The sequence below is a fragment of the Cellulosimicrobium cellulans genome, from assembly GCF_042723955.1.
Taxonomy (GTDB): domain Bacteria; phylum Actinomycetota; class Actinomycetes; order Actinomycetales; family Cellulomonadaceae; genus Cellulosimicrobium; species Cellulosimicrobium cellulans_H.
Genome location: NZ_JBHXIC010000108.1, coordinates 289 through 12,903 on the forward strand (window position 1 = coordinate 289; position 12,615 = coordinate 12,903).

Annotated in this window: 9 protein-coding genes; 1 reads left to right on the plus strand and 8 read right to left on the minus strand. The window is 75.2% G+C overall.

Features of this window, described 5'->3' with window-relative positions; translation table 11 throughout:
* Nucleotides 1-153 precede the first annotated feature (153 nt).
* Nucleotides 154-396, plus strand: coding sequence for a hypothetical protein (locus ACFWH7_RS19050; protein ID WP_378218908.1), 243 nt, complete (start codon nucleotides 154-156; stop codon nucleotides 394-396).
* Between the two features lie 76 nt (nucleotides 397-472).
* Here ACFWH7_RS19050 and ACFWH7_RS19055 read toward each other — a convergent pair whose 3' ends face one another.
* From ACFWH7_RS19055 to ACFWH7_RS19090, 8 genes are all read right to left on the minus strand, one after another.
* Nucleotides 473-2,149, minus strand: coding sequence for a hypothetical protein (locus ACFWH7_RS19055; protein ID WP_378218910.1), 1,677 nt, complete (start codon nucleotides 2,147-2,149; stop codon nucleotides 473-475).
* A 94-nt stretch (nucleotides 2,150-2,243) separates the two neighbouring features.
* Nucleotides 2,244-3,383, minus strand: coding sequence for a Gfo/Idh/MocA family protein (locus tag ACFWH7_RS19060; protein WP_378218912.1), 1,140 nt, complete (start codon nucleotides 3,381-3,383; stop codon nucleotides 2,244-2,246).
* Nucleotides 3,380-4,120 carry a ThuA domain-containing protein gene (locus ACFWH7_RS19065; RefSeq protein ID WP_378218914.1) on the minus strand — a complete coding sequence of 247 codons (741 nt, stop codon included), beginning with the start codon at nucleotides 4,118-4,120 and terminating at the stop codon, nucleotides 3,380-3,382. The genes ACFWH7_RS19060 and ACFWH7_RS19065 overlap by 4 nt, the downstream gene beginning before the upstream one ends.
* Before the next feature lie 94 nt (nucleotides 4,121-4,214).
* Nucleotides 4,215-5,228, minus strand: a complete 1,014-nt coding sequence (locus tag ACFWH7_RS19070; RefSeq protein ID WP_378218916.1) for an aldose 1-epimerase family protein — start codon at nucleotides 5,226-5,228, stop codon at nucleotides 4,215-4,217.
* A gap of 114 nt (nucleotides 5,229-5,342) precedes the next feature.
* A complete protein-coding gene (locus ACFWH7_RS19075) occupies nucleotides 5,343-9,596 on the minus strand; it encodes a discoidin domain-containing protein (RefSeq protein WP_378218918.1) in 4,254 nt (1,417 codons plus the stop codon).
* Nucleotides 9,597-9,645: 49 nt separating this feature from the next.
* Nucleotides 9,646-10,611 carry an NAD-dependent epimerase/dehydratase family protein gene (locus ACFWH7_RS19080; protein WP_378218920.1) on the minus strand — a complete coding sequence of 322 codons (966 nt, stop codon included), beginning with the start codon at nucleotides 10,609-10,611 and terminating at the stop codon, nucleotides 9,646-9,648.
* A 62-nt stretch (nucleotides 10,612-10,673) separates the two neighbouring features.
* Nucleotides 10,674-11,570 (minus strand): carbohydrate ABC transporter permease, encoded by an 897-nt coding sequence (locus ACFWH7_RS19085; protein WP_378218926.1) that lies wholly within the window; start codon nucleotides 11,568-11,570, stop codon nucleotides 10,674-10,676.
* On the minus strand, nucleotides 11,570-12,469 hold the full coding sequence (locus ACFWH7_RS19090) for a carbohydrate ABC transporter permease (protein WP_378218928.1): 900 nt from the start codon (nucleotides 12,467-12,469) through the stop codon (nucleotides 11,570-11,572). Before ACFWH7_RS19090 ends, ACFWH7_RS19085 begins: the two co-directional genes overlap by 1 nt.
* Nucleotides 12,470-12,615 lie beyond the last annotated feature (146 nt).

Sequence of the window (12,615 nt, forward strand, 5' to 3'; positions counted from 1 at the left end):
CTGCCGCTCAGACCCCGCGCCCCCACGCCCGCCCGCGGCGTGACACCCGGCGCGCGCCCCGTGGGGGGGGGCCGCGGCCCGCCCGCCCCCCCCCACCAGCATCCGTCCCGACCTCGCGGCCGCACAGCGCGACCGCGTCCCGAGGAGGCCCCCGTGCCGGACAACCGCCCGCTCTTCTCCGCCCCGTCGACCACGCCCTCCACCACGACGACGGCCACGCGCCACCCGATCGACCACGGCGTGACCGTGGACCTCGGCTCCCGCGACGAGCCGCAGCGCCGGGCGAACCCCGGCGACGAGCTCACCGTGGACCCTGTCGACCGTCGCCGCCGCGCCCGCGCCGCGCTGCTGGACCTGCGGCGCGACGTCATCCGCCGCAGCGCCAACGGGTGGTGAGGCGCGCGAGGTCGAGCCCGCACCCTGACGCCACTCGCTGCGGACCGGCACCATGCCGGTGCCGGCCCGCGTCTTGTCAGAGCCGGGCGAGGTCGAACGTCTCCCACGGCCCGACGGCGGTCCGGTTCGCCACGAGCGGCTGGCCGCCCGCGCCCTCGGCGCACACGTAGCGGCCGTTGACCTCGGCGCGCAGCGCGACCGCGCCGCCGCCCACGTCCTCGAGCCGGAACCGTTCCCACGCGCCCGCGGCGACGCGGTTCGCGACGAGCGGCTGCGCGCCCGCGTCCTCGGCGCACACGTAGCGGCCGTCGGCGTCGGCGCGCAGCGCGACGACCCCGCCGCCCAGCTCCTCCAGCCGGAACCTCTCCCACGCGCCGACCGTCGGTCCGGCCGCGACGAGCGTGCCGCCGTCGGTCTGCCGGGCCTGGACGTACTGCGCGTTCGCGCGCGCCCGGAGGGTGACGAGGCCGGTCACGGGCCCCGGCCCGCCGCCGACAACCGGCGGCGTCGGGCGCACGGCCGTCAGGGCGAGCTCACCGCGCAGCATCCGACCGCCGTCGTTCGTGAGGCGCAGGTAGTAGTCCGGGGAGCACGCGGTGCCGTCCTCGTCGAGCGCGCGCATGCCCGACCCGGCGGGCACGTCCGCCGCGGTCGCGGCCGTCTTCGCGATCTGGTTGCCCTCGTTGTACTCGTCGAACATGGAGATGTACGCGCTCGCGACACCCGCCCGGGCATGGTTGAAGAACTGTCGCCACATGAAGTCGCCGTGCGCGCGCTGACCCTCCTGGAGGTCGCCGGGCAGCACGCACGGCTGGTAGTCGATGCCGAGCCGCGTGCACTCCGCGAGGTCGGGCACGGTGGCGCGGGCGTAGAAGTCGTCCGCGCCCGCGAGCGTCCCGATCCGGCCGACGAGCCACGGCGAGATCATGTCGAACGACCGGTACACGTCCGCGAAGCCGGGCCGGGAGTCGCCGGTCCCCTCGCGCCACCACGTCGGCACGCCGCCCATGACGTAGCACCCCTGGGCCTTGAACCAGTCGACGACCTCCTGGCACTCCTGCGGCGTGAAGGGACGCTGGGCGTCGTCGAACCCGAAGCCCCAGATGCCCACGACCGGCTTGCCGTTCTGCCGCGCGTACGCGGGCGAGGCGACGTGGACGGACATCTTGGTCGTCCAGTCCTGCGTGATCTGGTTCCGCATCGCGTACCAGTCGCTCACGTCGTACATGACGTAGAACTTCACGCCCGCCCGCTCGGCGGCCGTGCGGGTGCGGCTCGCCATGACGTCGCGCGTCGGGCCCTCGCCGCCGAACGGGTTGAAGCGCTGGAGCGCGGCGGTGTGGATGCCGTTCTCTGCCATCCATCGCAGGTGCGTGTCGACCGTCTGCTGGTCGTAGGAGGAGAAGAGGCGCGCGGGGCGGCCGTCGCCGAGCGCGGGGAAAGCGGTCTGGTACGTCGCCGTGTACTCGCGGACGTCGGGCCACGACTTGATCACGGTGTTCGTGGTCGACGGCGCCTGGTCGGCCTGGCGGGCCCAGTGCCACCACGCGTCGATGGGGGCACCGTCGCCCCGGCACGCGAACCAGCCCTGGTAGCCGGCGGTGATCTTGCCGACGACGTCGCCGGGCGGGCTCACCGCGACGGCGGCGCCCGGGAGGGTGGCTGCGGCACCGGCGGAGGCGGGGGTCCCGACCACGGCGGTCGCCGCGGCGGCGGCCGTCAGGCCGAGGAAGGAACGTCGGGTGAAGCTCATGTGCTCAAGTCCGTTTCTCTGGGGGTGCCGGCCTGACGTCGTCGTCACGGCCCGGCACGGTCGGTCACGTCTCGTGCAGGAGCGTCGGTGTGGGCTACCCCCTCTCGCCGAGGACGGTCGTGAACGGGACGGCACGCGGGCGGTCGGCGGCTGCGCCGACCTCCACGCGCGCACCCGTGCGCGCGGCGTCGAGCAACGACTCCATGACGTCGAGCACGTGCAGGGCGAGCCGGCCGCTCGCGCGCGGCTCGACGCCGTCGGGCGTGGCGACGAGGTCCGCGAGGCCGTACCCGCGGCCGGCGCCGCGGAAGCCGGCGCCCACCGGGAGCTCGCGCCACGTGTCCCCGGCGACCTCGCGGACGCGGACCACGCCGTCGAACCCGTTCGGGTCGGGCACCTCGAGCGAGGCGAGCGTGCCGTGCACCTCGATCGGCGGTGCCTGGCTCGCCGGCGCGTCGAAGCTCATGACGAGCGTCGAGAGCGCGCCGGACGCGTGCAGGAGGACGCCCGTGACGTGGGTGTCGACCTCGACGTGGACCTCCGCGCCCGCGCGTGGGCCGGAGCCGATCGTGCGCGTCGCACGCGCCCGGCTCGAGGCCCCGACGACGGACGTCACCGGGCCGAGCAGGTGCACGAGCGCGGTGACGTAGTACGGGCCCATGTCGAGCAGGGGACCGCCGCCCGGGCGGTAGTAGAAGTCGGGGTGCGGGTGCCAGCGCTCGTGGCCGGCCGTGACCATCGTCGCGGTCGCGGCGACTGGCGTCCCGAGCAGACCGTCGTCGACGGCACGACGCGCGGTCTGGACCCCGGTGCCCAGCACGGTGTCGGGCGCGCACCCGACGCGCACGCCCGCGGCGTCGGCGGCCGCGAGGACCCGGGCCGCGGCCGCACGGTCGGCGGCCAGCGGCTTCTCGCCGTACACGTCCTTGCCGGCCGCGACCGCCGCGAGCGCCACCTCCTCGTGCGCGGCGGGCGTGGTGAGGTTGAGGACGACGTCGACCTCGGGGTCGCGCACGAGCGCGTCGACGGTGCGGGCCCGCACGCCGTGCTCGGCCGCGACGGCGGCCGCGCGCCCCGGGTCCAGGTCGGCGACGGCGACGAGCCGCAGGCCGCCGAGCCGGGGCAGGGTCTCGAGGTACTGGCCGCTGATCGCGCCGCAGCCGACGATCCCGACGCCCGCGGGGCGGCCGGTCGCGCCGGCGGAGACGTCGCGCGTCGGTGCCTCGGCGGTCACAGCGCGTGCTCCTGCCGGCTCGCCCAGAGCATCCCGCGCTCGACCATCGTGCGGACCGTCGGGTGCTCGATGTCCTCGGGCCGGTGCCCGACCGTGCACACGAACACCCGGCCCGCGCCCCACCGCCGCGTCCAGACGGCGGGCGAGGTCGACGGGTCGTGCCAGGGGTCCTCGGGCCGGGCCTCGACGGTCGTGGTGGCGAGGACGTCGTCGTAGTCGTCGGTGAGGACCCAGTACTGCTCGGTGGTGATCTCGAAGTCGTCGAGCCCGGCCACGACGGGATGGTGGGACTGCTCCGGGACGACGCGCACGGCGTGCGTGACGAAGCTGTCCGTCTCGTCGCCGCGCAGCGGCCCGAGCGGGGCGTCAGGTCCGGCAGTGCGCCGCGGGTGGTGGGCGAACTGCCCGCCGACGAGGTGCGCGTACTCGCTGCTCGCGCGGTAGGAGTCGACGATGCCGCCGTGCCAGCCCGCGAGTCCCGTGCCCGCCTCGACGGCGGCGACGAGACCGGCGACCTGCTCGGTGCTGATCTCGCTCATGGTCACGCTCTGCACCACGAGGTCGACCTGCGCCATGGTGCGCGCGTCGGCGTAGACGGCGGGCGACGGCTCGACGCGCACGACGTAGCCCTGCGCGCTGAGGAAGGGGACGAACAGGTCGGTCGTCTCCTCGGGGCGGTGCCCGGACCAGCCGCCGCGGACGACGAGGGCGGTGGGCGGGGACGTGCGGTCGGTCATGCGACGGCCTCCTGGGCGGTCTCGCGCGGGGCGTGGGCTGGCGGGTCGAGGACGGTTCGCGGGGTTCGCGGTGCGGGTCGTCCGGGTGGGGGTGTCAGAAGCGCTCGACGTCGAACCGCACGGCGTAGGAGACGGACTCGCCCGGCGCGAGGACGGGCAGGACGCCCTCCTCGCGCGCGGCGACGCGCCCGCCGATCGCGGGGGCGTTCATGGGCTCGAGCCCGAGGACGTTCTGCCCAGGGGCGAACATCTTCCACTGGTACAGCACGGGCAGGGTCGCGGTCGGGAACGAGACGGTCAGGCGCAGCCCTAGCTCGCGGTTCGTCACGACGGCGCGCCCGGTCCCGGGCGCGAGGTCGTGCCGGTGCACGCGCTGGCGGTAGCCGTCGGCGGGCGCGGTGATCTCGCGCCACGGGTCGCCGACGGCGTCCGGCCCGTCGGGCTCGACGTGCTCCGACGAGACGTCGAGCTCCGCGGCCTCGGAGACGAGCGGCCACCCGAGGTTCGCGTGGTAGAGCACGAGGTGCGGCTCGGGGCGCCAGCCCTCGTTGGTCACGGTGTCCTCGACCGTGACGGACGTCGTGCCGAGGCCCGCGCGGACCCGGCGCCGGAGCACGAGGTGCTCCTCGTGGAGCGACGCCTGCCGCACGACGCCCTCGACCACGACCTCGTCGCCCACCACGGCGGCGCGCTCGACGCTCGCCGGGATGGACGTGAGCCGGCCGTGCTGCGGGAACCGGCGGCCGTCGTCCACGGTGGGCGACCCGACGTGGTCGAGGCCGCACGTGACGAGCAGCCCGCCGCCGAACGTCGCGCCGAAGTCGTCGCCCTGGTAGAGCCCGGGCGCGGCGAGCCCCGCGGGGGCCATCCACGCGAGCGGGACGCCGTGAACGGTCACCTGGCCGAGGTCGAGCGCACGGTCGGGCAGCACGTCGAGCTCCAGCCCACCGCCCGTCACGACGCGCACGCGGCGCGCCCCGCGGGCCGGGCCGTCGGCGTCGACGAGCTGCTCGACGCGCGCGACCTGGCCGAGCCACCCGGCGCGGCGCCGGACCTCGCCGGGGTCCGCCCCGTGGATCGTCCCGGGTCCGTCGCCCGCTGCCGTCATGTCTCGTGTCCTCTCCTGCGGGCTCCCCTGCGGGCCCGTCCGTGTGGCGGCGGGGTCCGGGTCGCCCCGGGCCCCGCCGTCGTGCCGGCCGCGCGGGTGCTCGGCCGGGATGCGTCAGCCGCAGCGCACGGCGGCGTACGGCGCCGTGAGGACGACGTCGCCGCCGCCCGCGGTGACGGTGACCTGCGCCGCGCCCGCCTCTGCCGTCGTCGCCCGTGTCGCGAACGACTGGTAGGCGCTCTTCCCCGGTGCGACGTCGTCGACCGTGCGCTCCCCGAACGGCGTGGCGAGGCGCACCGTCACGGGGTCGTCGCCCCCGTTGTGGGCGCGGACCGCGACGTACGCACGGCCCGCGAGGCACCGCCCGGCCGCCTCGACCTCGACGTCCGTCGTTGGGGCGACGACGAACGCGGCCGTGAGCGACGCGTCGGCCGCGAGGGCGAACGCGTACCGCGCGTCGCGGGAGACCACGGCGCCGGAGGCGTCGCGCCAGCCGGCGAACGCCGACCCCTCGGCGGGCTCGGCGACCACGGCCACCGCGCTCCCGGTCTCGTACCGGCCCGGCTCCGCCTCGTTGCCCTCGACGCGCACGGTCCCGGCGGCACCCTCCGCGGCGTCCGCCGCGACGCCCAGCGCCGACGTCGCCATGTGGATGGCGAGGGGGTTGACGATCGTCACCGGACCGCGGCTCGTGGTGCCGTTGAACCGCATGAGGTTGACGACGCTCACCGCGCTCGACGCGTCCGCGTCGACCGTGTGCCCGCCCGGGCCGAGGTTGTCGGTCCCGAGGTTGAACGCGCGGACCGTGGCGCCGTCGCTCGCGACGATGCCGTCGTGCGTCCCGTACGCGAACGTGTTGAGCACCGTGAGGTCCTGCGACCCGGTGGCCCGGACGAGCACCTCGCGCTCGCGCGCGACCGGGTCGATGACCTGGCCGAACAGGTCGGCCCCCTCGACCCAGCCCGGCAGCCCGTACGCGAGGCGCGTGATGACGTTGCCGTTGGACAGCACGTTCTCGACCGTGCCGCCCTCGTTGGCGCCGACGTGCACGCCCTCGGAGAGGAAGAGGCCGACCGCGCGCCGCACGAGGAACCCGTCCGCCGCGGCGGTGAGGTCGATCGCGTTCCACGCGTTCGTCAGGCCGACGTTCACCACGTAGGCCCCCGGCGCGTCGCCGCGCACGGCGAACGGGTAGGACCGGACGCCGTCCGGGCCGGCCGGGTTGTTCTCGGGGTGGAAGACCCGCAGACCGCGCAGGCCCGCGTCCTCGCCCGCGAGGGTGACGAACGCCGTCTCGCCGACCGACGGGTCGGGCTCGCCCGGCGCCGCCGGCGCCACGCCGCCCTCGTACGCGAGGAGCACGGTGCCGCCGCTCAGCTCGAGCGAGTCGCGGTTCGCCACGCCCGCGGAGCCGCGCAGCTCCACGCCCGCGGGGACCGTGAGGTGCCCGCGCACGGTGTACCAGCCCGCGGGCAGGTACACGACGCCGCCGCCCGCGGCCGCGGTGTCGTCGAGCGCCGCCTGGACGGCGCCGGTCACGTCGACGTCGGAGAACCGGCCGGGCGTGCGGGGCACGTCGTACGGCGCCTTCGTCACGTCGACGAGCCGATCGGCGGGACGCGGCGCGAGGACCGGCTCCGGCCTCGCGGGCACGCCGCCGTCCGGACCGTCGAGGACGTGGACCGTCCCCTCCAGGGCACCCGTCACGTCCGTGCCCGTGAGCTTGACGTAGCCGCCCGACGTGTTGCGGACCGCGGCCTCGGAGCCCTCCAGGGTGCCGCCCGCGAAGGCGGTGCCCCAGCGGTCGTCCGAGACCTCGACCTGGACGGCGACGTCCGTGCGACGCACCTCGGTGTCGAGGAACGAGCCGGTGAAGCTCGCGCGCTGGCCCTTGACGATGCGGATGCCGACCGCGTAGTCCGCGACCGAGACCCCCGAGAACTCGTCCCACTCGAGGTCGCCGAGCACCAGGCCCGTGCCGTGCTCGCGCGTCCACGCGTCGAGGACCGCACGCTCCGGGGCGTCGTACGCGGCGCCCGCCCCTGCCCACACGCCGTTGTCGAAGGTGACGTCCTGCCACGTGCCCACGTCCGCGCCGTTGTACGCGACGACGCCCTCGAACAGCGCGGTCGCGACGACGTCGCGCACGTTCGCGATCTCGTGCACCTGCGAGCCCGGCCCGCCCTCGCCGCGGTCGTGCGCCATCGTGGAGATCCCGATGCCGCGGTACGAGTTGAGCATCGTCACGTGCTCGACGCTGCTCATCATGTAGTTCTGCTCGCCCTGCCACGCACGGCCCGGGAGCTCGACGGTGAAGCCGAAGGGCACCGGGTCCGCCGCGTCCTGGCCGGGGTAGTACGTCGTCACGCCGACGACGCCCGCGTTGCCGCCCACGCGGAACAGGCTCGGGCCGTCGGCGCCCGACGGCAGGTCCGCGACGACGACCGTCCCGTCGAGCGGGTCGGCGTCGGGCGAGACCGCACGGTCGGGGTGGTCGCCGCGCAGCGTGCAGTGCGGGAGCACCTCGAGCGTGCCCGTCACGCGGTACGTGCCCGCGGGGAGCCAGACCGTGCCGCCCGTCGCGTCCTGGCACGCGTACAGCGCGGCCTGGATCGCCGCGGTCGAGTCCGCCTCGCCCGTGGGGTCGGCGCCGAAGTCCGTGACCACCTGGTCCGCGACCACGACGTCCTCCGTCGGGAACACCGTCTCGACGAGGCGTGGGTCGACCGGGACGGCCGGGGCCCGGCGCACCTCGAGGTCCGTCAGCGCGAAGGTCGCCCGCTGCGTCGCCCGCTCGTCGAGCGCGAGGCGCACGTAGCGCGCGTCGACGGGCTCGAACCGGGTGCGCACCCCCGTCGCGTCGATCGCGCCGGCGCTCGCGACCTCGTCGTAGGTCGTGCCGTCCGTCGACACCTGGACGCGGTAGACGTGCGCGTAGTCCGGCGTCCAGCGCACCAGCACCTCGTCGATCTCGGTGACGGCGCCCAGGTCGACCTGGACCCACTCGGCGTCGCCGTCGCGGGCGGAGGTCCATGCGGTGCCACGGTCGCCGTCCGTCGCCGCGGCGGCCGGGCCGCCCGAGCTCACGGTCACGGGCTTGCCGCGCGCGACGTCGGTCGTGACCTGCGACCCGAGGAAGTCCTCGAGCGCGTCCTCCAGGGCCGTCGTCGCGGCGTCGACCGCGTCGCCGTTCGCGTCGGGGTCCTGCGCGACGGCGTCGGCCGCGTCGATCGCGGCGCGCAGCCCGGCGCGCGAGCCCGCCGGGTACTGGCCGTCGCGCTCGCCCTCGCGCGCGGCGGCGTACGTGACGTCGGCGCGCTCGACGAGGCGCCGCAGCGCGATCGCCGGGTCGACCTCGCGCGGGACGACGGTCACCGCGAGCGAGTCGATCCGCACGTCCTGCGGCGACCCCTCGACGGAGAGCCGGAAGTCGGAGCCGTTGGAGCGGTTGGTGAGGATCGCGTCGTCGAGCAGCCACGAGCGCGACACCCACGTGCCGTCGGTGCCGAGCGCGAGGCGCGGCGACGGCTTGAACATGTGCGGGATCGTGTCGCCCGGCGAGTCGTACTGGAGGAACATGTCGCCGCCGCCCTGCTGCACGGTCGCGTCGACGAGCACGCGGTCGCGCGTGTCGAGCGCGTACGCGTCCGAGACGTTGGCGTAGACGAAGTTCGTGCCCTGCGCCCGGCCGGTCTGCCAGTACCCGCGGCCGTCCGCGGCCCCCGTGACGAGTCCCGCCGTCGCGTCGCCCGCGCGCACCGCGATGCCGCGCTCGGCGACGGTCGGGCCGAGGTCCACGGTGGTGCCCTGCGCGACGACGCGGACGGACGTGACGGAGAGCTCGCCCTCGGCCGCGGCGAGCGACACCTCGGGGTCTCCGCCCGCCTGCGTCCCCGGTTCCAGCGCCCCGGCGGGGAGCGCGACGACGGTCGACGTCCAGCCGTCGCCGTCGGCGTCCGCCTCCGGCGCGCCCGCGCCCGCACCGAGCACCGAGCCGTCGGCCGCGGTCGCGACCACCTGCTCGCCCGCGCGGTGGTCCACCACGAGGTACCCGGGCACGTCGGCGAGGCGCCCGACGTACGCGTCCGCGACGTCGAGCGCGATCCGCTCGGCGCCGGCCGCGGCGTCGGTGCGCCAGAACGCGCGAACGCCCTCCTCGCCCGTCTCCTGCGCGCCGGTCGTCGGCGCGGTCGCGACCGCGATCCCGTGCGTGCGCGGGGTCGTCGACAGGTCGGCGCCCACCCCGACCGGGTAGCGGTCGACGTCGACCACCGGGCTCGCGACGGCGGGGGCCACGAGCCCCGTCACCGCCATGACGAGGGCCGCGCCCGTGGCGACGACCCGTCCTGCTCCAGCATGCATGCTCATCCTCAACACCCTTGTTCTCGGACTGACTGACGCGTGCGTGCTCAGGGGGTCAGGCGCTCACCCCCTCGGCCGGCGCCTCGCTCGCGGGGTCGAGCGCGTCGCCCGTGCGCCAGTCGTGGCGCGGGACGAACCCGAACAGCTCGCGCACCGCGGTCGTGTCGATGACGGACGCGAACCCGTCGAGCGGCCGCGTCACGCGGGAGCCCGGGTGGAAGCGCTCGAGGAGCTCGGCCGTGGGGACGTCGCTCGTCGTGTCGGGCGCCGCGACGTTCACGACGTGGTGGCCGGTGACGCCCGACTCGAGGATCGCGCGCACCACGTCCACCGCGTCGCGCGTGTCGAGCCACGTCCACAGCTCCTGCCGGATCGCGCCCGGGTCGCGGTGCGCGAGGTCGACCCACTCGCGCAGCCGGTCGCCCGACCCGACGAACGGCATGCGCAGCATCGTCGTCGGCAGGCCGTAGCGCCGCGTGGCGTACTCCCCCACCTGCTCGGAGAGCAGCTTCGACAGCGCGTACGCGTCCACCGCGACCGACTCCTGCGCCTCGTCGACCGGGACGTAGGCGGGCGAGAGATGCCGTCCGGCCCACGGGTAGCCGTACGCCGAGAACGACGACGCCGCGACGGCGACGCGCACGCCCGCCCGGCCCGCGCCGTCGAGCACGCAGAACGCGCCCTGCACGTTCTGGGCGACCGTCTCGTCGTCGGGCACCTGGCCCGGCGAGGCGATCGCCGCGAGGTGCACGACGCCGTCGACGACGGGCGCGTCCGGACCCTGACCCGCACGGAGCGCGGCGTCGACGAAGGTCGCGTCGCGCGTGTCGCCGACGAGGCTCGCGACGGCCGCCGGCGCGTCGAACGGCGCCCGGTCGGTCGCGACGACGCGGTACCCCGCGGCGGCGAGACGCGGGACGGCGACCCGCCCGATGACCCCGGCGGCCCCCGTGACGAGGAGCATGGCCCCGGGAAGGAGGGCGGGCCCGGTGGGCGCGTCGGTGGACGTGGTGGAGTGCATGGCGTGGTTCCGATCTGTGCGGTGGTGCGTGCTGCGCGGTCGGGGCCGAGAGGCCCCCGGGGTCACCCCTTCACGGCACCCACCAGGCCGTTGACGAAGTACCGCTGCGTCGCGAGGAAGAGGATGATCACCGGGATCACGACGATCAGCGCGCCCGCCATGAGCTGGTTGTACTGGACGACGTTCGACGACTGGAGCTGCTGGAGCGCGATGGGGAGCGTGAAGGTCGACGGGTCGTTGAGCGACACCCGCGACAGCAGGTACTCGTTCCACGTGGGGATCGCGGTGAGCAGCGCGATCGTGATGATCGCGGGCCGCGCGAGCGGCACGTAGACGCGCGCGAAGATGCGCAGCTCGCCCGCGCCGTCGACCCGCGCGGCGTCCCGCAGCTCCCCGGGCACGGACCGGAACGCGTTGGTCAGCAGCAGGATCGACAGGGGCGCGGTGCCGTTGACGAACGGCAGGATGAGCCCCAGGTGCGTGCCGAGGATCCCGAGCTGGTTCTCCAGCAGCACGATCGGCAGGAGCGTCACGACGCCCGGCACGAACAGCAGCACGAGGAACAGGCGGAAGAACGCCTGCCGCCCGGGGAAGCGCAGCACCGCGAACGCGTACGACGCGGCCGAGTACACGACGACGACGCCGAGCGTCGTCAGGCCCGTCACCTTGACGCTGTTGAGGAAGTAGTCGAAGAAGTGCAGCCGGCTCCACGTGTCGACCAGGGTCGACAGGGTCGGCTCGGCGGGGACGAGGTTGCCCCCGCCCATGACGATCTCCTGCTGCGTCTTGAACGCGGCCGAGACCATCCACAGGAACGGGTACAGGCTCACGACGGCGTACCCGACGAGGAGCACGCCCACCACGACGCGCGCGACGACCACCTTGGCGGGGGTGCCGCGACGGCGCGGGGTGAGGGCGGGCACGTCGGGGAGCTGCGTGCGGTCGGCGACGGTGGTCATCACTTCTCCCTCGTGACGCGCTGGTTGACGATCGCGACGGCGAGCGCGGCGAAGAACAGGAGCCAGCCGAGAGCGCTCGCGAGGCCGAGGGTCGGGGCGAGCTGCTGCTGGAACGCGAGGTCGTACGTCTCCAGGCCGAGGACGTTGGTGCGACCGGCCGGGCCGCCGTTCGTCATGATGAGGAAGATCTGGAAGCCCTGGAGCGCGTCGCGCACGTTGAGCAGCATGATGACGGCGGTCGTGCCCTTGAGGAGCGGCAGCACCACCGAGAAGTTGGTGCGCCACCACCCCGCGCCGTCGAGCTGGGCCGCCTCGAGGACGGACGAGTCGATCGACTGGAGGCCCGTCAGGTAGAGGAGCATCGCGACCGGGACCCCGGACCAGACCATGATGACGATGAGCGTCGGCAGCGCCGTGGACGGGTTGCCGAGCCAGCCCTGCGGCTGCGCGAGGCTGCCGAGGCCGAGCGCGCGCAGCAGGAGGTTGATCGCGCCGTTGGGCTCCAGCACGTACTGCCAGGCCATGTAGACCGCGATGCCGGCCGTGACGTACGGGACGAAGTACACGGACCGCAGGACGCCGGCGAACCGGCGCGCCTGGTTGAGCACGATCGCGAGCGGGAACGACACCGCGAGGATGAGGATCGGGACCGCGATCATCACGACGAGCGTGTTGAGCGCGGCGCGGTGCACGACCGGGGCGTAGATCGGGCTCGCCCACAGGAGGTCGGCGTAGTTCTTCAGCCCGACCCACTCCCACGTGGGCGTGAGGCCGTTCCAGCGCACGAACGAGAGCTGGGCGCCGAAGAAGAGCGTGTACACGCCCATGACGAGGAACAGCAGGAGCGCGGGAGCGATGAAGACGTAGCCCCACGCCACCTCCTTGCCGCGGTAGCGCATCTTCTGCCGGCCGCGGCGCCGGCCGGGGGCGGGGCGTGGCGCGCGATACTGGGGGGGCGGGGCGCGCCGCCGCCGCGGGCCCCCGGGCCCCCCCGGGCCGGGGGCCCGCGCGCGCGCCCCCCGCCCGCCGCCCCCCCCCCCCCCCC

Coding starts and splice junctions, on each gene's coding strand:
- ACFWH7_RS19055 (WP_378218910.1), bottom strand. CDS start 2,149: ATGAGCTTCACCCGACGTTCCTTCCTCGGCCTGACGGCCGCCGCCGCG.
- ACFWH7_RS19065 (WP_378218914.1), bottom strand. CDS start 4,120: ATGACCGACCGCACGTCCCCGCCCACCGCCCTCGTCGTCCGCGGCGGC.
- ACFWH7_RS19070 (WP_378218916.1), bottom strand. CDS start 5,228: ATGACGGCAGCGGGCGACGGACCCGGGACGATCCACGGGGCGGACCCC.
- ACFWH7_RS19075 (WP_378218918.1), bottom strand. CDS start 9,596: ATGAGCATGCATGCTGGAGCAGGACGGGTCGTCGCCACGGGCGCGGCC.
- ACFWH7_RS19080 (WP_378218920.1), bottom strand. CDS start 10,611: ATGCACTCCACCACGTCCACCGACGCGCCCACCGGGCCCGCCCTCCTT.
- ACFWH7_RS19085 (WP_378218926.1), bottom strand. CDS start 11,570: ATGACCACCGTCGCCGACCGCACGCAGCTCCCCGACGTGCCCGCCCTC.
- ACFWH7_RS19090 (WP_378218928.1), bottom strand. CDS start 12,469: ATGCGCTACCGCGGCAAGGAGGTGGCGTGGGGCTACGTCTTCATCGCT.